Here is a 20,656-nt window from a genome sequence, read left to right as displayed (position 1 = left end):
ACCGCCCCATGCCCTCCCATCGGACGTCCTCCTTCCACATGATCCGCCGGCCGGCAGGACGACTCGCCTCTCTCGCATCCCTCCTCTTCCTGGTCCTGGCCCTGGTCCTGGGCCCGACCCCGGCCCCGGGACATACGGCTGTCGCGCCCCCGGCGGTGGACGGTTCGCCGTCGGTCGTGGTCGACCGCGATTTCGCGGACCCGGACATCGTCAGGGCCGGCGCCGTCTACCACGCCTACGCCACCAACAGCGGCCACCGCCACATCCAGCACGCCACCTCGCGCGATCTGCGGCACTGGACGGTCGACGACCGTGACATGCTGCCCGACCCCGGCTCCTGGGCGGCTCCCCGGTCCGATCTCGTATGGGCGCCGGAAGTGTTCGACGACGGTGCGGGCTTCACCATGCAGTACACCGCCCGCGACCGGGCGAGCGGCAGGCAGTGCATCGGTGTGGCGCGGGCCGCCGCGCCGGACGGACCCTTCCGCCCGAGGGGCGAGACCCCTCTCGTCTGCCCCGCGCGGGAGGGCGGCGCCATCGACGCCTCGTCCTACACCGAAGGCGGGCGGCGCTACCTCCTGTGGAAGTACGACGGCAACTGCTGCCACCTCGGCCAGGACACCTGGCTGCATCTCCAGCCCACCACGTGGGACGGCACCCGCCTCACCGGGGACCCGGTCCGGCTGATCCGCCAGGACCAGCCCTGGGAGGGCCGCCTCGTGGAGGCGCCCACCCTGGTCAAACGCGCGGGGCACTACGTCCTCCTGTACTCCGCGAACGCCTACGACACCAGCGCCTACGCGACCGGCTACGCGGTGTCCCCGCGCCTCACCGGCCCCTACACCAAGGCCCCCCACCCCCTCATGACGACGGACAGTCTCTCCGGCGCCGTCCAGGGCCCCGGGGGACAGGACGTGGTCGAGGGGCCCGACGGCCGCGACCACATCGTCCTGCACGGCTGGCGCGGAGGTGTCCGGACCCTGTACCGGGCCGATCTGGGCTGGGCCGGGGGACACCCGGTGGTGCGCGGCAGCAAGGTCATCCACCAGGCGGAGCAGGCGCGGCTGAACAACGCCGTCGTCCGTGCCGCCCCCGGAGCGTCCGGCGGCAGGGCGGTCGGGCACATCGACCACCCGGACAGCCGTGTCGAGTTCCGGGTGTTCGCCGCGTCCGCGGGACCGCACACACTGTCCGTGCACTTCGCGAACGGCTCACTGGACGCGGCGGGAACACCGGCTGCGGCCACCCACCGCCTGTCCGTCGACGGTACCGACGCCGGCGTGGTCCTCTATCCCCACACCGCATGGGACAACTGGCAGATGACCGTCCGGACCGCGCCGCTCCACGCCGGCTGGAACACACTCAGCCTGTCCAAAGGCGACCTCTACGCCGAACTGGACTACATCGAGGTGAGCTGAACCACCGTGCTGCACAGGGACACCTCGGCTCGTCCGTCGGTCTCCTGCCGACCGGTACCGCTACCAGGCGTACCGCACACGGCCGTGGACATCACGAAGGTGGCCAACGGCCTCATCGACGAGGGGTGGGAGGTGGACCTGGTGGACCTGGCCACTGTCACCCCGTACATCACGAGCAGGACCCGCCGCTTCGGGGCCTGGCGCCTGGACATGGAGCCGCCCGAGAACGAGGTGGTACGAACGAGGCGATCCTGATGGCCGTTGTCGCAGCCCCCGTAAGGAGCCAGCTCTCACTGGCCCAGGCGGTCTCGGTCGACAAGAGCAAACTCGTCCTGGTCCTCGACGAGTTGGAGGCAGCCGGACTGGTCCGCCGCCGTCCGGACCCGGCCGACCGCAGGGCCCGCATCATCGAGGCGACCGAGGAGGGCCGGCGCACCCTGGACGCCGCACGTGCGGACGTCGAGGCGATCGAGACCAGCCTGCTCGCCGACCTGGACGCCGGCGCCGCGAAGGAGCTGCGCACCGTGCTGCGTCGGCTCGTCGGCGCGCCCGTGGCACGGATCGAAGACGGACGGCAGGCCAGCAACGCCAGTGCCGCGCCTCAGTTCTGACGGCTCGTCCGGGTGGTGCCGCAGCGCCGGGGCGGGCGGCCCGCTGTCCATGGCAACCCGGGGCCATGGTCCTCGGGGACCGGGGACCGCCGGTTCCTCGCGCAGGGCGGGCACGAGGATGAAGGGGGCGGTGTGGTACTGCGCCGCGCACTTCCCGCTGCGAGTCCGGCAGGCGCTGCCTGCGGGGCCTCGCATTTCAAACATTCGCTTCGTTCTACCGCGTTCGTGGCTTGATCGGGCGTCAGGTCCACCCCGGAAGTCCGTCAGAACTGTCTCGCACAACACGCGGGTTTTGAGCAGGGTCTGCGCGAATGGCGACCTGCGGATCGGTATCGGCTCCGGGGTGGTCGCAGAACTCTCGTAACTGGTCATTCATGAGAATCACGGTGCGCGGCAATCGTGGGTCGGGGTGGATGCCGTGTCATATCGCCATCGATGGGGGCGCTGGGGCACCTCCGTCGTGACCATCTCCGTAGGCGTTCCAGGCCGCCGCGCGTCGCCATGGCCAGCGGTCGGGCGAATTCTCTGTGCCCGGAGAGCAGCATGATGAGTTGACAAATCTGTCCCGTTGCGCGAAGCGGCATTTCGTGCCCTTCCTCAGAGGCCAATACGGTCGGATTCATGGAGTGGAGTTTTCGGACGGCCGAAGAGTTGGCGGTCGCGTTGCGTGCCGGTGAAGTGACCTCGGAGGAACTGACCGATGAGGCGATTGCCCGCATCGAGCGCGACGACAAGGTGATCAACGCGATCTGTGTGCCGGACTTCGACCGTGCGCGGGCCGCCGCGCGCGGTGCCGACCGGGCGCGCGCCCGCGGTGAGGTCCGGCCGCTGCTCGGTATTCCGGTGACGGTCAAGGAGTCCTACAACATGGCTGGGCTGCCCACGACCTGGGGCATGTCACAACACCGGGACCATGTGCCGGCCGAGGACGCGGTACAGGTGTCTCGGCTCAAGGCCGCGGGCGCGGTGGTGCTGGGCAAGACCAATGTGCCCTTGGGGCTGCAAGACATCCAGAGCTTCAACGAGATCTACGGCACCACCAACAATCCGTGGGATCACGGTCGCACGTCGGGCGGATCCTCCGGCGGATCAGCGGCGGCCCTGGCATCCGGATTCGGCGCGCTGTCCATCGGCTCCGACCTCGCCGGTTCGCTGCGCACCCCCGCGCATTTCTGCGGCATCCATGCACACAAGCCGACACTCGGACTGGCGGCAACCCGCGGCATGGTCGCGCCGCCGGCACCGCCTTTGCCGGTCGACCTCGACCTCGCCGTCGTCGGCCCGATGGCGCGCACTGCCCGCGACCTCGCGCTCCTGCTCGACGTCATGGCCGGACCGGACCCACTGACGCTCGGCAAGGCGTACGACGTGACGCTGCCGCCCGCGCGCCACCGGCGGCTCTGCGACTTCCGGGTCCTGATCGTCGACGAGCATCCGCTCATCCCGACCGGGTCCGCTGTGCGGGCGGGCGTGAACCGGGTGGCCGACGCTCTTGCCGACGGCGGCGCCCGCGTCGAACGGCACACTTCGCTGCTGCCCGATCTGACCGAAGCCGCCCTGCTCTACACGCAGTTGCTGTTCTCGGGCTTTGTCGCACGTTTTCCCGTCGAGGCGTACGAGCAGCTGCGGGCCCGCGCCGCCGGACTGAGCGCAGACGACCGGAGTCTCGACGCGGCGCGGCTGCGCGGGATGGTGTTCAGCCACCGCGACTGGATCGAGGCGAACAGCCGTCGCGAGCTCCACCGCCACGGCTGGCGGCAGCTCTTCGCCGAGTTCGATGCCGTGGTGTGTCCGATCACGCCGACTCCCGCGTTCCCGCACGACCACAACCCCGATCCGCTGGAACGCCGGCTCGACATCGACGGCGTCGGGTACCCGTACTTCGACCAGCTCGTCTGGGCCGGTCTGGCCACCATGCCCGGCCTGCCCGCCACCGCGATACCAGCGGGCCGGGCCTCCGATGGCCTGCCGGTGGGAGTCCAGCTCATCGGTCCGATGTTCGAGGACCGCACCCCCCTGCGGCTGGCCGAACTGCTCGAACAGAAGATCGGCGGCTTCCAGGCACCGAAGTAGGGCGTACTACCGGGTGTCCGCCGGGGACGAGGTGCGGATGACGAGCGAGGGCTGGGGCCTGGTCCCGACACTCGCGGCCTGGCACGCGGGACGGGCCGTGCCGGCTGTCCAGTCGCCCCGACAGCCGGATCGTGTTCGCACGCCGGCGGGAGACCATGGGCCTGACCGAAGTGCCCGAGGGCCGCGCCGACGACGTCGCAGCAGTACGGGCAAACCGCTGCTGACGTTCAAGCGGATCGCTGCCGCGCTGGGCGTCGAGTCCGGTTCATCAGCCGCCGGCAGGGGTCGACCAGAGCAGCTCGTCGACCTCCTCATCGAGGACCCGGAGGTCGACGACGACGGCGGCGTGGCCGAGTGGGTCGCGTACTCCAAGACCCACCAGGCCGCCGGAGGCGAGGAGACCTGGGTCCCCGCCGACTCGGACAGCCCTCAGGCCTGCCGTGTGCCGGCTCGACGACCTCGCGGAGCCCTAAGTGGCACGCTCCTGAACGGGATCCCGGGATTCCGGATGATCCGGATGATCTGGATCAGCGGCCGGGGCGGCGGCACGCAGCGCCGCTTCGACCCGGCGGTTGCTGGTCATAGTGGCCGTGACGGTGGTCATGGTGAGGAGGAGGCCGGCAGCGGTGTAGAGCGGGGTGCGTACGTCATAGGTGGTGGCCAGCCAGCCGCCGAGGAAGGCGCCGAACGGGGCGGCGCACATGGCGAGCATGCGGGAGGTGGAGGCGACCCGGCCCATCAGGTGGGCGGGGACGATCGCCTGCCGGAGGGAGGGGCCGAGCACCATCGTGGCGCCCATGCCCGCACCGCAGACGGCGAGCGCGAGGCCGGCGACGTACGGGTTCGGGGCGGCGGCCAGGCCCAGGATGGCGAGTCCCTCGACTGCGGCCGTGCAGGTCAGCGCGGTGCCGGTGCCGAGTCGTCGGCCGAGGAAGGAGGCGATGCCCGCGCCGAGCAGACCGCCGGTGGCCTCCGCCGTGAGGAGCAGGCCGAAGCCGAAGGTGCCGATGCCGAGACGGTCGTGCGCGAAGAGGGCGAGTACGGTCTCCACGGCGAGGAAGGCGACGTTCCCGACCGCCGGACGCAGCGCGAGCCCGAGCAGCAACTGATCCCGGAATACGTACGAGGCGCCGGCCCGCGCCTGCCGCAGCAGCGACTCGCGGGCCTGCGGTACGGGCCGGGGTGCGGCGGGCAGCGACCGTACGAGCAGTGCGGAGAGGGCGAACGACACCGCGTCGGCGAGCAGCGGAACCGCCCGCCCGAGCGCGAGCAGGGCACTGCCCGCGGGCGGCCCCGCGAAGCCGGACGCGGCGGTCTGGGTGCCGCGCAGGCGGGAGTTGGCGTGCTCCAGGAGCGCGGGGTCGCGGCCGAGCAGATCCGGCAGATAGGCAGTGGCGGCCGTGTCGAAGAAGAGCCCGCCGAGGCCGAGGAGGAAGGCGACGGTCGCGAGCAGTGGAATGCTCAGCACGTCGAGCGCGGCCGCCGCCGCCGGTATCGCGAGCAGCACCGCACGTGCCGCGTCCGCGACCCACATCGTGCGCCGGCGGTCCCAGCGGTCCACCAGCGCACCGCCGAGCACCCCGAAGAGCAGCCACGGCAGTGTTCCGGCGGCCGTGACGACGGCGAGCGCCATCGGGTCCCGCGTCAACGTCAGCGCGAGCAGTGGCAGCGCGGCATGCGTCACCCCGTCACCGAGCGAGGACACCGTCTGCGCGGTCCACAGCCGCCCGAATCCGGTCGGCGGCTTCCGAACCTCTGAGGTCACTTGGCGTCCCCTTCGTCCCCTTCGACCCCTCCGGCCTGCTTGCGCGATGCCGGGTGGAACAGCGCGAAGACGAGTGACGTGTCCGGCAGCGACGGATCGGACAGCTCCCGGTACTCGTCCGCCAGTGCCTGCAGCCGTGCCCCCAGCTCAGCGAACTGCTCCTCGGTGAGGCGCAGATGCGCCATCCGTACGTGCCGCTCGCCATCGACCGGCGATGCCTCCAGGTCCGCCACCGCATGCCGCATCAGCACATCAGGGCCTCCCTCGCCCGGGTCCGGCAGCTCGATCGCCCGCGCCGCCATCGCGTAGTACCGCTCGGTGACCCCCCGGACCTTCCGCGTCCGCACCACCTTCACCAGGCCGGCCCGCTCCAGCAGTCGTACGTGATAGCTGGAACTTCCCTTCGCAAGGCCCACCCGCTCGGCGATCTGTGTGATCGTCGCGGGCTCGAAGCGGAGCACGGCCATGATCCGGTGACGCGTGAGATTGGAGACGGCGCGCAGCTGCTCGTCAGTCGTGACGTGGAACGTCTCGGGAACATCATCGGTAGGCATGCGAGCAATGGTCAATGATTCTTGACCATTGGGCAAGGGGGTTTCGCGGGGACTTCCGGAATCTGCCGTCCGGCGCGCGAGACCTTCTGCCAAGGCCCCCACCCGCTGCCGAAGCCGAAGCCATCGCGGCCCGAACCCGTACGCATCCGCCGTCCTGGAAACTCCCTCACCCCGAGGAGACCGACCTGCGTGAGCGGCTCCAGCCCCAGCCCCAGCCCCACTCGAAACGCCGAGCTGCAGTACGGGTGCCACCGAGAGGCGCAACCTTGGCGCGAGCGAGAGAGACGCGATCTCGCCCCCCCCACGCCACGACGACCAGCGGACGGGGGAGGATTCGAGCAGTGTGATTCTTCGCTGAGAGCGATCCTGAGCCGAGGCAGCGTTCTCGGGGGCTGATGCTGGTGGGCTCGCCTATTCAACTGTCGCCAGTTCCGCCTGGGGCCCAGCCTGCTGGTGACCGTACGTGGTCGTCGGCGTAGCGACTCCAGTCTTCTCCGACCTCGGATGCGAGGCGGGTCGCGATGACGTCGTGGTAGCCGAGGGCGTCGACGACGGGGCGGGCATCTCCAGGACCCACTGTGGCGGATCGCTCCGGTCCGGGCGGCGGCTGTGGGGACGCCGAGGTCGTTGAGCTGACCGGAGAGGGCAGCCGTTCTTCACGGTGGCGTCGGCGAGGGCGAGCCAGGCCGACATCGACGCCGCGGGCTCAACGAGTCACCCCGACAGGTCGCAACACCTGGTTGCGGCACTAACCTGCGGTGGTGACCGGAACCGAGCTGGATGAGTTGATCGTTGCCGACGGCGCGGCGCTGCGCGCGTGGCTGCTGGACAACCACACCGCCTCTCCTGGCGTGTGGCTCGCCCTGACCAGGAAGGGCGGCACCGTTACCACGCTGACCTGGCAGCAGGCGGTCGACGAGGCACTGTGCTTCGGCTGGATCGACGGGCAGGCCCGCAAGCGCGACGAGGAGAGCTCCTGGCGGCGGTTCACCCCGCGCCGGCCCCGCAGCGTCTGGTCCCAGCGCAACGTCGCCAACGTGGCCCGGTTGGAGGCGGCCGGCCTGATGCAGCCCGCCGGCCGCGCCGCGGTCGACGCCGCGAAGGCCGACGGGCGGTGGACGGCCGCCTATGCGCCGTCATCGGAAGCGGAGGTGCCGGCCGACCTGCGCGTCGCAATCGCCGCCGACCCAGCGGCGCAGGCGATGTTCGAGGTACTCACCAAGACCAACCGCTTCTCCCTCATCAGCCGGGTCAATGCCGTCAAGCGGGCCGAGACGCGAACCCGGAAGATCGCCGAGTGCGTGGCGATGCTGGCCCGGCACGAGACGATCCACCCGCAGAGAGCCAGGCCAGCGGACCCGCCGGCGTCGTGAACGGGCTCCTGCCGGAACGGACAAACCCAGCCTATTGAGCGGAACTGTTCTCGAAGCCCTGCCTCGTCCGCTTCACGACGGGTGAAGGTCTCCGCTGGTGCGCGGCCGGCCGTATCGTTCGACGAGGGCGTTGCCGATCGAGGCCAGGTGGTCTCGGACCCCCGGAGGGCCGGTCACCTCGACCCATTCGACCAGCCCGGAGAGCTCGCCGGCGAGGATGTACTCATTGGGGCCGCGGATCACGACCTCGATGCGGCCATCGGTCGTGGAACCTCCCACGTCGAGCCGGTCGCCGAGCGCCATCCGGAGTATGCCTATCCCGTCGGGTGTGCATACCGCCTGGACCTCCAGCGGCGTTCGTTTGCGATCGACCTCTTTGGCGATCTCATTCCAGCTCTCGGCAAGGTCGAAGTCCCCGGGTCGGTGCACAGGGTCGCCGGTCGGGTCGGCGGACGACACGCGGTCGATCCGGAAGATCCGTCGGCCGGTCTCGGTGTTGGAGACGAGGTACCACGCAGGACCTTTGGCGACGATGCCCAGCGGGTGGACGGTTCTCCGGGTTTCGACGCCTTTGCTGTCGACGTAGCCGAGCGACACCTGGACGCCGCTGATCACCGCGTCCTGGAGTTCGTCGAGGAAGCGAGGCGGCCGGTGCTCGATCCGGCTCGCCCCCCATCGCTGCGGGTCTACGACCAGCGACGCCGCCGCTGCCTCGGCCTGCACCTGGAAGGGCTTCGGTAGAGCATGGACGAGCTTACGCAGAGCTGCTTTCATCGCCGGCGTCGCATCCGAGGCCGGACCGACAGCCAGGAACAGGGCGCGTGCCTCACTGGCGGTCAACCCGGACAGGTCGGTACGAGCGCCGCCCACGAGGCGCCAGCCGCCGCCTCGGCCCTGCACGGAGTACACGGGCACCCCGGCCATGGCCAGGGCGTCGAGGTCACGGCGGGCGGTGCGCTCGGAGACGCCCAGCTCTCGGGAGACCTCTGCGGCTGTCACCTGCTCGCGCCGTTGGAGCAAGAGGAGTATGGCCACCAGCCGATCGGATCGCATACAGACAAAACTCTCAAAAAAACCGGTCATGAGGTGACCGGTTTGGGGAGCAAGCTGGCGACATGACCTCATCGAGGAGGTCGACCGCCAGCGAACGCCCCCAGAGAGGAAAAGCAGTGATCAATCCAGCAGAATTTCCCGAGCCCACCCTCATCCAGGTCAACGGTGTGGAGCTCGAAGTCTTCGAGGCAGGCCGAGAAAACAAGGGCAAGCCCATCGTGCTCTGCCACGGCTGGCCGGAGCACGCCTTCTCCTGGCGTCACCTGATGCCCGTCCTCGCAGCGGCTGGCTACCACGTCATCGCACCGAACCAGCGGGGTTATGGCAACTCATCCCGCCCGACCGAGGTGACGGACTACGACATCGAACACCTGACGGGTGACCTCGTCGCGCTCCTGGACCACTATGGCTACGAGGACGCCACCTTCGTCGGCCATGACTGGGGTGCGTTCGTCGTCTGGGGACTGACCCTGTTGCACCCCGACCGGGTGAACAAGCTGATCAACCTGAGCCTGCCTTACCAGGAGCGCGGAGAAACGCCGTGGATCGAGGTCATGGAAACCTTCCTCGGCGGCGACTTCTACTTCGTCCACTTCAACCGGCAGCCGGGCGTCGCAGACGCCGCATTTGATGCCAACACCTCCCAGTTCCTCCGCAACCTCTACCGGAAGAACGTGCCCCCCGCACCCCCTGAGCCGGGCATGGCATTTATCAACCTCGCCAAGGCGGAAACACCACTCGGTGAGCCCATCATGAGTGACAGTGATCTGGCCGTCTACGTCTCCGCGTTCGAGACGTCTGGATTCACGGGCGGCATCAACTGGTACAGGAACCTCGACCGCAACTGGCACCAGCTGGCGGACGCGGACCCGATCATCAAGCAGCCCGCCCTCATGATCTACGGCGACCAGGACTTCGCGATCCCGAGGTTCGAAAGACTGGCAGAGTTCGTGCCCAACGTGGAAGTGGTCGGCCTGGACTGCGGTCACTGGATCCAGGAGGAAATGCCAGAAGAAACCAACCAGGTGATTTCGGAATGGCTGGAACGGCAGGGCTAGTGTCCTGTGATCCGGTTCGTATCACCTGAAGGCCGAGTTCTCGCATCACACCGATGACAAATGGGCTCGCGCATTCAACTCTCGCCGGTTGTTTTGGGTGCCCAGCCGACCGGTGACCTCCCGTGGTCTCCGGCGGCGTATCGGCTCCAGGTGCCGCCGGTCTCGTTGCGGAGGCGACTGGTGGTCTTGTCGTGGTAGCCGAGAGCGTCCGCGACGACAGGTGCGGGCAGTTCGAGGAGTTGCTGTCGGATGGCGGCGCCGCGGGCGGCGGCGATTGGGATTCCGACCTCGTTCAGGAGCGCGGACAGGTGGTTGGGGCCGAGCGGCTGGCCGGTCCGGCGGCCGGGGAAGAGCCAGCGGGACGTCGGGTTGGTCGCGGTGTTCATGTTGCCGCGGTTCGTGATGTGCTCCAGCCGCAGGGCGGAGACGGGCGCCGGGACGGGCGAGGGTGGCTCACCGAGTCGTAGCAGCACGGCGTCGCCCTCGCGGATGACGTCGTCAAGGGTGAGCCGGACGACGCGGCTCAGCGGTTGTGCGTAGAGAAGAACGATGACTCCGGCGACGCGGAGTCGCATCGGTATCTCCGTGTCGATCAGAAGTCTGCCCAGGGCGGCGAGGCGTTCGTCTTCGCTCAGTGCGGGCCGGCGGGAGATCTTCATTGTGGGGATGGTCAAGGAACGTCGGCAGTGACGGCTCTGCATGGCCCAGTTGAGGAAGCCTCTCAGCCGGGTGCGGGCGTGCTCGGCGTTCTCGGCGAACCAGGCGTCGATGTCGACCTGGCTGCACGACGCGAGGGTGGTGTTCCGCTTGCCGAGCCATTGCAGGAAGGCGGTCGCGTACTTGATCTGTTCGCTGGCGAAGCGGCGGATGCTGGGTGTGATGTGGCTCCGCTCGGCTCGGGCTCGTAGTCCGGGGAGGACGTGCCAGGTCGCGAAGAGCTTGATCGTCTTGGTGTGCTCGGGTTCGGCGATGTCGGAGAGATGGCCGGGGAGCCAGCGCTGGAAAGAACAGATGTGCTTGTCGACCGCGGGCAGGACTCCGCAGGCCATGAGGAGTTCTTCCAGGTGGGAGGCTGCCCGCCAGGGCTGGAGTTCGTGGAACGCATCGTGGGTCAGCGGAATCTCGCCCAGGCCGAGTCGACGAAGCAGCTGCGAGGCGTTTCCCAGCTGCCCGCGACGCATGTCCAGCCAGGCCAGTCCGCTTCCGGGCTTGTCCATCGTCACCAGCAGGTCCAACAGTGGGACCAGCGGGGGACGGACGCGGCCCGTGCCGTCGTCGAGGAGTGCGGTGAGCCGGTCGGTGAGCGTGCAGCGTTCGCAGAGCCGGCCGCGCAGGAGCTTGCCCTCGAAGCCGCAGCGTGAGCAGTCGAAGGTCTGGGAGAAGCCGGCGCAGGTGGTGCAGATCGCGGCCCCGTCACCAGGACGGAGCCCAGGAAGAGCCCGGTCCTCGCCGCATCCCGGGCAGATCCCCCGTGTCCGGACAGCTCGGTCCGAACAGGTCCGGCAGACGTATCCGTCCGGCCAGGTGCCGGCCTTGTGCCTGCGGAGACCGCATCGGCAGCAATCGGCCATGAACCAGCGCTCGTACTGTTCGTCGGTGGCGTAGGGGCGGGTCATGCGTCGGGCAGGATGCGGGCCGCGCGGGGGCGGAGCTTCGCGACGTTCGAAGGCGGGGTAGGAAGGTCGCTGGTGGCGGTCTTGCGGACGCCGGCGTTCTCGGCGGTGGTGGCCACCAGGTCGGCCGGGGTGCAGGACAGGATGTCGCAGAGCGCGGCCATGACCTGCAACGACAGGCGTTCAGGGGTGCCGGAGACCAGACGGTGCACCTGGGAGGCGGAGAGGTCGATGCCGCGTTCGCGCAACAGCGGCACCAGTTCGGTGGCCGTGAAGATCTGGTGCTGGGCCATGACCTCGCGCAGTCGCCAGGTGTAGCCGACCTTGCGTTTCGTGCTTGCCTCCCGGTCTGGGTCTGGAGGGCGGCGGCGATGGTGGAGTCCAGATGCCGCCGCAGGGTGCGGGTACGGAAGTCAGAGGACACGCAGGTGTAGAGCGAGGTGGTGCTGGCGTGTTCGTGGCCGACCTGCTCCTGGACGAAGCGCGGGTCCCAGCCGTCCTCGATCAGGTGGGTGACGTAGGACCTGCGGAAGGAGTGAAAGTCGAGCCCGTCGTCCAGGCCGAGGGCCTTGCGGTAGGCGATGAAGCGGGAGTTGAGGCGCTGGCAGCCGATGCGCAGGCCCCGCTCGGAGGGCCAGGCTGCCGGGTTGTTGTCGGTGCCGAACAGCGGGCGGACCTCGGTGAACCACTCGGCCAGGACGTCCGGGGTCCAGTCAAAGACGGTCAGAACCCCGCGGCGTTTGGGCGGCGAGCCCTTCTTGGCCTTGCCGAACCGGACCTGGCAGCGGCCGTACTCGCCGAACTCGCCGCCGTGCGGGTTGCGGCCGAAGTCGGCGGCGTCGAGCATCCGAGTCTCGTTGCGCCGCGTCCCGAAGGCGTAGGCGGTCTTGAACAGCGTCGCGTCGCGGAAGGCGGGCAGCCAGCCCTTGCGGCCGAAGGCCCGGATGCGGGCGACCTCGTCGTCGCAGTGCGCGAAGAAGGCGTGCAGCTCGGCCTTGGTGAACGCGCGCTTCTTGGCGTCCGCCTCGTTGTCCTGGACATGCACCGCGGTGTTCCACTCGTGCACCACCTGAACCGGGTGGGTCCCGAACCGCTCCTCACAGGTGGCCGTCCACTCATAGAGCGGATCGGTGATGAAGTGGCAGAACGCCCGCACGGCCTCCGCGTACGAGCGGATCGTGGAGCGCTTCAGGTCCCGCAGTGAACGCAGGTCCCCGAGCCACTCGTCGACCATCGCCGGCGTCCAGAACCAGGGATAGGTGTTCACGTAGGCCGCGAACGCCTTGACCGTGTTCTCCCGGCCCTCGACAGTCGTTCGGGCCAGATTTCGGGCGAGCTGCTGGTTGGCGAACCCAGTCAGCATCGCCGTGAAGACCTGTTCCTCGGGCCGCAGCAAGGCGACCCCGTCGACCAGGTGCAGCCCGGCTGCCCCCGGTATCTACCCGTTGAACCCCACCGATTCACCACCCTCCGCGACTCGCATCAGATGCGAGAAAACCGGATCCTATGCGACTCGCCGGAGGAGCCCCAGGTCAACCCCCTACGTAGACCGCGATGAGGTCCGAGACGCGGGTATCGTCACTGCCCGAGACCACGCTCAAGTCCGCAGGTCCGCAGCACGATTGCCCTTGCTTCCTCGGGAGATTCACCGACCATCGCGAGTTCGCATCCGGTGCAATTGGCGGCGGTTGGAACATCCGTGTCAGATCGTGCGCCGAGGGTCCGTCGGCCCTGGTGGGCGGCTGACGGAGCATCGGCTGCGGTGCGGTGTGCTCAGTCCGTGAGGAAGGCGCCTTCACGGCAGGCGCGGCAGACGAAGACATAGCCCAGCTGGCCGCCGAGGTTCATCGCGGTCTGCGCGGAGATCCCTTCCTCCAGATGTGCGGCGAATTCCATCGTGCCGGTGCAGGAGGGGCATGCGGGCCGGCGGTCGTCCTCAAGGTAGGAGGGGCTGCCTCCGAGCGACCCGAGCACTTCGCGTTGCTTCCCGAATCGTTCTTCGGGTTCCCGCTTCCACCCCGAACGGGCAAGATCGTATGCGTCAGGTTTGAGGTCGTCGTGGTCGTCGTGGTCGTCGATCTCTTCGGGCTCAAGTGTCACGACGTGGGTACGGATGGCTGAGGTGACGGGCAGCAGCGTCACTCCCGTCTCGGGCACGGCCACCGGCTGCAGCTCCTCCCGGGGAAACAGACAGACCCGGTTCGCGCCCGAAGTCGCGTCCCAGGATTCACATGCGCCGGGGTCGTTCTGGCACACGAATACCGACAGGACACCGTCCTCGACGGGGAGATGGGCGAAGAACTGCAGCGGCCCTCCGCAGTAGGAGCCGCACATGGGCCAGATGAATCCTGCAGGAGCCAGCGGCACGCCCCCGGTACGCGGGACGTCGGAATCGGCCGGTGCGGTGCCGTCGTAGATCATCAGAGTTGTCTGCATGGCGAGAGGCTACGGGTGGCCTGTGACACGGGCCGCCTGCATGCCGTCCACTCCAGCGGTTGTGCTGGAGCTGAGGATCACCGGCTTGGCGTCAACAGCTGTGCCGACGTTCCAAGCGTCTCTTCGAACTTGTGCCCTTCGGCCGGAAACCGAACTGAAGCGGGGGCTACAGGTCCGTGAGCCAGGGATGCCCCGGGTGTACGCGGGCGAGTAGCCCGGCCAGGGTCTCGCGCTGAGCAGGTGTCATGTGCGGAACGGTCGCGTCGAAGTCTGTTTGGTCCTTCCGGCGGGCGTGCTTGGCCTTGAACAGCAGGACCAGTTCGGGTGCCAGATACGGAATGCCGTCCTGGGTGTGGTGGATGACGTCGCTGTAAGGGAACCGGATCCTCTCATCGCGGCGGCAGATCCAGGTGTCGCCGTCATGCGGTTCGCGGAACACGTCGAGGAGGTAGTCACCGGTGGCCGGATCGCGGAGCCACGTCTGATGTACGGCGGCCAGCGCCTCCGGTGTGGCGTCCTCCCAGATCCGGCCGCTGCCCACCGCGTCGAAGACGTATCCGGGGAAGCGGCAGCGGACCTCGGGGAAACTCGCTGCCGGAATCGCGACCTCGATGTCCCCGTGAACGCGCGTCTGCCTGCCGCGGAACAGGTCCAGCGCCCAGCCTGCGGCCACGTACCAGGGTGTACCGATCCCGGCCAACCGCTGCGCGACCTCGCTCGGTGTCCAGCAGGACGACCACCTGGAGTCCAGGGCTTCGATCTCGTCGGGTGACAGCTCGATGCCACCACTGGGCAGTTGCTCGCTCACCGAAGGAACCTATCAGTGGGCTCGAAGGCCCCTTGGCCGTGATCGATGACGGAGACCCGCAGGACCTGGAGCCGTACGCCGCCGGCGATCGCACCGCGGCCGGCGCCCTGCTGAACCTCGCGATGCACGCACGTACCCATGTTCCGGGCGCACTGCTGGACGCCGGCGCGCACCGCTTCCTCGCCGACCAGCAGGGATGGGCACGGCAGCGGCAGGAGAACGGCCCGACAGCCCGTCAGGGACGGGTCGAGGCACAGCGCGTGCAGCCGCCTCTCCGACGGCCGCACGGCAGCCGTGGCGGACACCGTGACGGGCTGAGCGCTCTTGCCGTCCTTGCCGTTCTTTCCTGCCGGGCCTGCGACACCGAGAGGGCCGGGCACCCCTCAGATGTCTTGGCTGTCGCTTTGCGAGCTGGGTGCTCCGGCTGGAGGAGGCGCTGCGGGCAGCGGCGGCGCTCAGTTGCGGATGAGCAGGACGAGGCCGGCGAGCACCACGGCGAGTGCCACGGCGGCGGCCCCGTATGCGAGCCGGTGTGCACGCAGTCCGGGCAGGAATCGGTCGATGGCGATCCTGCCCGGCCCGGTGAGGGCGAGTCCGGCGGCACCGGCGGCCAGCAGGACTTCGTACTCGACGCCCTGCGGAGCGAAGAAGCCGCCGCCCCACTTGACGGCCAGGGCGTTGATCATGGTGCCGAGGACGGCGGCGCCGGCGAGTGGCGTCAGCAGGCCGAGCACCAGGCCGAGCCCGCCGAGGACCTCGCTCAGTCCGGCGATGGCGGCCATCGTCTCGCCCGAGGGGTAGCCGCTCATCGTGAAGAACTGGCCGGTGCCCTTGAGACCTCCGCCGCCGAACCAGCCGAACAGCTTCTGCGCACCGTGGGCTGCGACGGTCAGCCCGAGGGCGACGCGGATGATCAGCAGCCCGACGTCGTAGGCGTGCGGCGAGGTGCCCTCGGTGACGCCGGAGTGGGAATCGAGGGAACGGGTGAGAGTGGAAGCCATGGTGAACGGATCTTTCTGAGAAGAACGAGAAGGCTTACTTGAGAGTTCAAGCATCCGTTTCACGATAGCCGATGCGTGAAGTTTCAAGTACTTCAGGTGGCATCGGCACCGCACCGCGGGCGCAGTCAGCGGCCTTGCCGCAGCGACCGGGCGTCCAGGCGTCCAGGCGTCCCGACGCCCCGACGTCCCGACGTCCCGACGTCCCGGCGTCCCGGCGTCCGGCGTCCGGGGGTTGTTTCTGCCTACGGGTGGGAGGTCTGCGGGGCCTCGGCGGGGCGGGGTGCGCGGTCGAGGTCGGCGAGCAGGCGTTCGGCGTCGGTCATCAGTGATCCGTAGACGTGCCAGGCGCCCGGCTCGGTCAGGGTGCCGTGCTCGATCTCGCCGGTCATCATCGTGTGCCACTGGGCGGCGTCGTCGATGGCCCGGCGCAGTCGCTCGCGGGCGTCGTCCCGGGCCGGGCCGTCGGCGGGGCCGGGGGCGGCGAAGTACGCCACCGCCTCGCCCGCCGCCTCCAGGGTCGCCGCGTAGCGGTCGAGGAACATCTGCCCCAGGCGGTGGTCGTCGACGGTGTCGGCCAGCGTCCGGGCGATGCCGCGGACCTGGAAGGTGATCCGGTGCAGAGCGCGCAGGGTCTCGCCGTGGCCCGACGGCTCGCGTCGTCCGCGTACCGCGACGCACCGCGTGTTCCAGCGCAGGCTCTCCTGACTCTCACGGACGTCCTCGTAAGCCCGCACCGCCAGGTCCTCCAGGCGCCGGCCCCTCTCCAGCCAGGTGTCCGCGCGGTCGGCGTGCTGCCGCTCCCTGAGCCCACGGCCCATGTCGACGAGCAGTTCCCCCATGGCCACGGCCAGGCCGCGCACCGCGGAACCGGAGGCGCCCAGGTGCACGGGCGGCAGGACGAGGGCGTTCACCGCGACCCCCACCACGGCCCCGGTCAACGCCGCAAGCGTCAGCGAGACCACGTGACCCACGGGAACGGCCGTCGCCGCGGCCAGAGCCAGCACCGCCGTCGAAGCGACCTGCACACGGCCGTCCGAACCCCGGCGCCCGGCCACGACCAGCGCGATCGCCGGAATGGCGGCGGCACTCCCCGCGGCCGGACCCAGCAGCCACACCACGCCCACGGCCACCGCCAGTCCGGCCGCACGGGCACCCACACTGCGCAACGCCTGCGTCACCGACCGGTAGACGTTGGGAGCGCTGGCCATGGCCAGCGCGGTGGCCACGGCGAGATACCGCTGTTCCCCCGGCAGCCACCACGAAGCGGCCTGCCAGGCCAGGAGGGCCGCGATCAGGACCTTGACGGTCCGTACCGCCGCCGGCCGCACCGTCGCGGACCGCGTCGCCGCAGGCCGTACAGTCGTGGACCGTATCGCCGCAGGCCGTACCGACCGGACGACTCGCGGCGGCCACCAGGCCCGGCCCGAGTCCCGCCACCACACAGCGAGGGCCTGACCTCGCGCAAGGACGTGTGCTGTCATGTTTCCGGCTCCTGCCTCATCCTTCATCCGCGACGGCGCTGCGCCGCTCATTCGATCGACGGCCCCCGACGCACCCCTTCGCGGAGCGCTCGGCAGCCTTGCGGTCCTGTGGTTCTGAACGGTGATGTCCTCGCCGCGATGATCGGGTCGCTGCCGTACGACAGAGACCCGGCACGATTGCGGTCCCGGTGCAGGGAGTCCCGGGCAGTCCCGGGCAGTCCCGGGCATTCGGAGGAGTCCCACCCGGGCCCGGCCCTCGTGCCGGGTACGTTCAAGACGCCCCGTTCAGGACGCCCCGTTCAGGAACCGGTCGAGGTGGCCGTCGAGGTCCAGCGCCTCGGCCTCCTGGGCGGCGGGCACCAGCTGGTACGTGCGCAGCAGCCAGTGCTTGAGGGCCGGGAGCGGCGTGACGAGGTGGGCGGAGCCGCCCGGAGAAGTCAGGAGAACGTGCAGGAGGGCGTCCGGGCCGGTCCCGGTCGGCCGTACCCGCACGTCGCCCTCTCCACTGGGTGCCAGCATTCCCCGGGCGAGCAGCTCGCGTGAGATGACCCAGGGCACGGGCCCTCGGACGAGGTCATGGAAGAGGAACTCCACCACCAGCGGGTCCTGGGACCTGTAGAGCAGGTGGGCCGGTACCGGAAACCGTGTGCCCAGGGGCGACACGAGCTCCATGTCGAGCATGCCGTCTACGCAAGTGATCATGGCTTTGTCTTGGTTCGGGGCCGGGGCGGCGCCTGGCCTGTGGTGACAGTGATCGCGGCGCCCACACTGTCCTGGGATGCCCGCCCGCATGCGATTCGCGCCGTGTCACTTGCCCGTCGGTGTACGGCGGACCGGGCGGTGATGGCCCTGATGCCCGCGATTCTCAGCGGTGTGAACGGTCGTGGTGCTCCAGGCTGCCCCAGTAGGTGTGCCCGTGGTCCTCGGCCCAGCGGATCTGGTCGAGGACCCACTGACGGCGGTCTACGTCGATCCGTGCCTGGTAGCCGTGGCGGTCGTCGTACCGGATCCAGTGGCGGCCCCCATCGCGGTCCTGCTTCCAGTGGCCACGGCCGTCGCTGCCCCGGCCGCAGAATGCGCCGTGCCGGTCCCCGTCGTGGTTGTGCCGGCCCCCGTCGTGGTGGTCGGTGATCCGGACGGTGGTGGATACGGCGCCCGGCTGGGTGCTGCTCGGGTGCGTCGCCGCCGAGGCGGTGCCACCGGTGGCGAGAAGCCCGGCTGCGGCGATGGCGGTCGAGGCGATCGCGACGACAGTCCGACGAACGATGCTGCTTGTCATGATTTCCCCTCTTTCTCCACCCTGTGATGCACATGGGCGAGTTAGCGCGTGTTTGCCTTGCTGGCAGTGAAGACACTAACCCCGAATGGTTGAACGATGAACTACATCTGGCGAGTGAGGTCCACCACGCGCCGAAGAGCCGTTGCGTCGGAATATTCACGCGGAACCCGATGTTGCGAGCCGGTTCCGGGGCGGCGGCCGAGGGTCTTCTCACCAGGCGCCACTGGGCTCGATCCGCTGTGACGGACAACCCGAACCAGGCGGGGGCTGAGCCTTCCGGAAACCGGACAGCCGGGCGGGAAACAGCGGTCCGGCCTGTTTGCCCAGGGCTTACAGGGGCGCCGACTCCACCGAACCGCAGGGCCATGCGTTCAGATCCCGCCGAACAGCCGCGGGATCTGGCCCCGGAGCGGCAATGAAGGGCTCGGCGCGGTCTACCGGACGACCCCGGACGCACACTCGGATCGGCAGGCGGTCTGCAGCGTGGTCGCCGACCTCCGACGAACCGTTGTGGCCGCTGTCGCACGGGCCGCTGTGCCGATGCAGGCCACAGCCGTCATGCAGCCCGCGTCCGTTGCGACGGACTCCCGAAGCAGCTGCCCGGTCGCACCGGTGTCTGTTCGGAACCCTGGAACCGCCCGAGGAGCCACCGATCGAGGCAGCGCGGAGGTCCCGGACCAGCGGCCCGCGACGGGTACTACCGCTCACGCCGGACGGTCGTCAGCCCCGGCTCTGGGCCCGGCGGCGGCGCACGACGAGGAGCGTGCCCGCACCCGTGACCACTGCCGCGGCAGCCGCGCCCGTGATCGGCAGCGTCGAGGAGCCGGTCTCTGCCAGGGTGCCGCCGCCGTTCGCCGTGGTCCCGTCGTCGCCGGCCGTCGACGACCCGCCGGCCGAGCCGCCCGAGCCGCCCGAGCCGCCCGAGACATTGGCCGAGCCGCCCGTCGAGCCGGTCGGCTCCCCACCCGTGACGTCCAGCGTGATGTCGGCCTTGTCGTTGGCCTTGTCGGGGTCGAACGGCCGTGGCTCGGTGCTCAGGGCCACCTGGCCCTTGGCGTTCGCCACCCGCTTGTCGATCTTCAGCTCGAAGGTGTAGGTCTCCTGGCTGCCCTCGTTCAGCGACCGCATGCCGCAGACGTACGCCTTGCCCTCGGCCCGGCAGAACTTGCCGCGCTTGACGACCGACGTTCCGGCGGGCGGCGTGATCATGACGCTGACGGACCGTTCCCCCGGTTTGGTCAGGATCCAGGCGGGCCCGGCGTTGATGAACTTCACCTTCATCTTCACCGTGTCACCGACGCTTCCCTTCAGCGCGGCACCCGTCACCTGGTAGTCGGCCGTGTTGACGGAGCTGACGGGCACATTGACCACTCGTGCGGTCCCCTCGCTCCCGGCCTGTCCCTCGACCAGTTTCACCGCGGGCGCGGTTCCCGCCACCGGCTCGGTGCCGTTCTCGTCCGCTCCGGGATCGACGCCCCAGACATTCACTCGCAGCTCGTCGTAGAGCGCGCGGTCCAGTGCCTCGACGCGGAGGGGCCTCTCGGGCGTGTAGACGGTGCCCGGCTCCACCACTTGGTCGAACGCACACACCGCGATCCATCTCTCGGGCATCTCGTCGTAGGGCCAGACGTGCTGTGTCCGGCAGTTGGAGGGAACCTCCTCGAAGTCGAGTCCTCGGGTGACGCCGTAGGAGACCCACACCTTCTCGGCCGACCCGGTGCCCTTGTTCGCCACGGTTGCCGACACATCGAAGCTGCTTCCAGGTTTCACCCCGCTGACCGGCGCGATGCCTCCAATGACCAACTCGGGTGCGGTTTCATCGCCGAAGGCGGCGGGAGCCGCGGCCAGTGCGATCAGGCCGGCAGCGCCGAGGGCGGCGACAGCGCAACGAGAGGCGTGACGGTTGTGCCGGGATATCGGCATAGAGGGATCCTCTGTTGGGACGTGGGTGAACGGACGGTGGCTTCCAAGAGGACAGTCTTCCGGTCGCTAGACTCCTGCCGATCCCGAACGGTTGTGCGTCCGGCGCCTTCTCCGCCTTGCGATCGCACCTACCGAACACCATGAGCCCCGCCTTGATGTCGGCACCGGCTGTGCCCTCGCCGTCACCGAGCCTGAGCCGGCTCCACCGCC

General features: G+C 69.3%; 19 protein-coding genes and 1 pseudogene. 6 read left to right on the top strand and 14 right to left on the bottom strand.

Annotated elements, in window-relative coordinates:
* Positions 1-8: 8 nt before the first annotated feature.
* The 4 genes from ACFYY1_RS29015 to ACFYY1_RS29000 all read left to right on the top strand — a co-directional run bounded on the left by ACFYY1_RS29015 (position 9) and on the right by ACFYY1_RS29000 (position 4,102).
* Complete coding sequence (locus tag ACFYY1_RS29015; RefSeq protein ID WP_388590838.1) at positions 9-1,418, top strand: family 43 glycosylhydrolase; 1,410 nt, start codon at positions 9-11, stop codon at positions 1,416-1,418.
* A gap of 84 nt (positions 1,419-1,502) precedes the next feature.
* Positions 1,503-1,673 (top strand): hypothetical protein, encoded by a 171-nt coding sequence (locus ACFYY1_RS29010; protein WP_388590836.1) that lies wholly within the window; start codon positions 1,503-1,505, stop codon positions 1,671-1,673.
* Positions 1,673-2,029, top strand: a complete 357-nt coding sequence (locus ACFYY1_RS29005) for a MarR family transcriptional regulator (protein WP_388590835.1) — start codon at positions 1,673-1,675, stop codon at positions 2,027-2,029. Before ACFYY1_RS29010 ends, ACFYY1_RS29005 begins: the two co-directional genes overlap by 1 nt.
* Before the next feature lie 621 nt (positions 2,030-2,650).
* Positions 2,651-4,102 carry an amidase gene (locus tag ACFYY1_RS29000; protein ID WP_388590833.1) on the top strand — a complete coding sequence of 484 codons (1,452 nt, stop codon included), beginning with the start codon at positions 2,651-2,653 and terminating at the stop codon, positions 4,100-4,102.
* Between the two features lie 469 nt (positions 4,103-4,571).
* On the opposite strand, the gene ACFYY1_RS28995 is transcribed toward ACFYY1_RS29000, so the two are convergent.
* Together ACFYY1_RS28995 and ACFYY1_RS28990 are read right to left on the bottom strand one after the other, a co-directional pair.
* Positions 4,572-5,867, bottom strand: coding sequence for an MFS transporter (locus ACFYY1_RS28995; RefSeq protein ID WP_388590832.1), 1,296 nt, complete (start codon positions 5,865-5,867; stop codon positions 4,572-4,574).
* Positions 5,864-6,421 (bottom strand): ArsR/SmtB family transcription factor, encoded by a 558-nt coding sequence (locus ACFYY1_RS28990; protein WP_388590831.1) that lies wholly within the window; start codon positions 6,419-6,421, stop codon positions 5,864-5,866. The genes ACFYY1_RS28995 and ACFYY1_RS28990 overlap by 4 nt, the downstream gene beginning before the upstream one ends.
* A 758-nt stretch (positions 6,422-7,179) precedes the next feature.
* On the opposite strand from ACFYY1_RS28990, the gene ACFYY1_RS28985 reads away from it, so the two are divergent.
* Positions 7,180-7,794 carry a YdeI family protein gene (locus ACFYY1_RS28985; RefSeq protein WP_388590830.1) on the top strand — a complete coding sequence of 205 codons (615 nt, stop codon included), beginning with the start codon at positions 7,180-7,182 and terminating at the stop codon, positions 7,792-7,794.
* A 72-nt stretch (positions 7,795-7,866) separates the two neighbouring features.
* On the opposite strand, the gene ACFYY1_RS28980 is transcribed toward ACFYY1_RS28985, so the two are convergent.
* The gene (locus ACFYY1_RS28980; RefSeq protein WP_388590829.1) at positions 7,867-8,847 is read right to left on the bottom strand and encodes a helix-turn-helix transcriptional regulator; all 981 of its coding nucleotides are present in this window, start codon (positions 8,845-8,847) and stop codon (positions 7,867-7,869) included.
* A 116-nt stretch (positions 8,848-8,963) separates the two neighbouring features.
* Between ACFYY1_RS28980 and ACFYY1_RS28975 the strand changes: the two genes are divergently transcribed.
* The gene (locus tag ACFYY1_RS28975) at positions 8,964-9,905 is read left to right on the top strand and encodes an alpha/beta fold hydrolase (RefSeq protein WP_388590828.1); all 942 of its coding nucleotides are present in this window, start codon (positions 8,964-8,966) and stop codon (positions 9,903-9,905) included.
* Positions 9,906-9,979: 74 nt separating this feature from the next.
* Here the strand turns inward: ACFYY1_RS28975 and ACFYY1_RS28970 are convergent, their stop codons facing one another.
* The 11 genes and pseudogenes from ACFYY1_RS28970 to ACFYY1_RS28920 all read right to left on the bottom strand — a co-directional run bounded on the left by ACFYY1_RS28970 (position 9,980) and on the right by ACFYY1_RS28920 (position 20,446).
* Complete coding sequence (locus ACFYY1_RS28970) at positions 9,980-11,521, bottom strand: hypothetical protein (protein ID WP_388590827.1); 1,542 nt, start codon at positions 11,519-11,521, stop codon at positions 9,980-9,982.
* The gene (locus ACFYY1_RS28965; RefSeq protein WP_388591069.1) at positions 11,518-11,823 is read right to left on the bottom strand and encodes a helix-turn-helix domain-containing protein; all 306 of its coding nucleotides are present in this window, start codon (positions 11,821-11,823) and stop codon (positions 11,518-11,520) included. Before ACFYY1_RS28965 ends, ACFYY1_RS28970 begins: the two co-directional genes overlap by 4 nt.
* 176 nt (positions 11,824-11,999) lie before the next feature.
* Positions 12,000-12,365 (bottom strand): annotated as a pseudogene (locus ACFYY1_RS28960) (site-specific integrase); the annotation flags it as partial.
* A 926-nt stretch (positions 12,366-13,291) separates the two neighbouring features.
* Complete coding sequence (locus ACFYY1_RS28955; RefSeq protein ID WP_388590826.1) at positions 13,292-13,954, bottom strand: hypothetical protein; 663 nt, start codon at positions 13,952-13,954, stop codon at positions 13,292-13,294.
* Positions 13,955-14,120: 166 nt separating this feature from the next.
* Entirely contained in the window at positions 14,121-14,762 is a 642-nt protein-coding gene (locus ACFYY1_RS28950) for a nucleotidyltransferase domain-containing protein (RefSeq protein ID WP_388590824.1), read from the bottom strand.
* Positions 14,759-15,142 carry a hypothetical protein gene (locus ACFYY1_RS28945; protein ID WP_388590822.1) on the bottom strand — a complete coding sequence of 128 codons (384 nt, stop codon included), beginning with the start codon at positions 15,140-15,142 and terminating at the stop codon, positions 14,759-14,761. The genes ACFYY1_RS28950 and ACFYY1_RS28945 overlap by 4 nt, the downstream gene beginning before the upstream one ends.
* Positions 15,143-15,217: 75 nt before the next feature.
* Positions 15,218-15,763, bottom strand: coding sequence for a DoxX family protein (locus ACFYY1_RS28940; protein WP_388590820.1), 546 nt, complete (start codon positions 15,761-15,763; stop codon positions 15,218-15,220).
* A 242-nt stretch (positions 15,764-16,005) separates the two neighbouring features.
* Positions 16,006-17,091: a hypothetical protein gene (locus ACFYY1_RS28935; RefSeq protein ID WP_388590818.1), complete on the bottom strand. Its 1,086-nt coding sequence runs from the start codon at positions 17,089-17,091 to the stop codon at positions 16,006-16,008.
* 438 nt (positions 17,092-17,529) lie between these two features.
* Positions 17,530-17,946 (bottom strand): SsgA family sporulation/cell division regulator, encoded by a 417-nt coding sequence (locus ACFYY1_RS28930; RefSeq protein WP_388590816.1) that lies wholly within the window; start codon positions 17,944-17,946, stop codon positions 17,530-17,532.
* Between the two features lie 163 nt (positions 17,947-18,109).
* Entirely contained in the window at positions 18,110-18,523 is a 414-nt protein-coding gene (locus tag ACFYY1_RS28925; protein ID WP_388590814.1) for a hypothetical protein, read from the bottom strand.
* Between the two features lie 720 nt (positions 18,524-19,243).
* On the bottom strand, positions 19,244-20,446 hold the full coding sequence (locus ACFYY1_RS28920) for a hypothetical protein (RefSeq protein WP_388590812.1): 1,203 nt from the start codon (positions 20,444-20,446) through the stop codon (positions 19,244-19,246).
* Positions 20,447-20,656: the final 210 nt, after the last annotated feature.

The sequence above is a fragment of the Streptomyces sp. NPDC001890 genome, from assembly GCF_042891445.1.
In the GTDB taxonomy this organism is placed as follows: Bacteria; Actinomycetota; Actinomycetes; order Streptomycetales; family Streptomycetaceae; genus Streptomyces.
The sequence above is the reverse complement of the archived record's forward strand: the minus strand, read 5'-3'. Positions and strand labels throughout refer to the sequence as shown.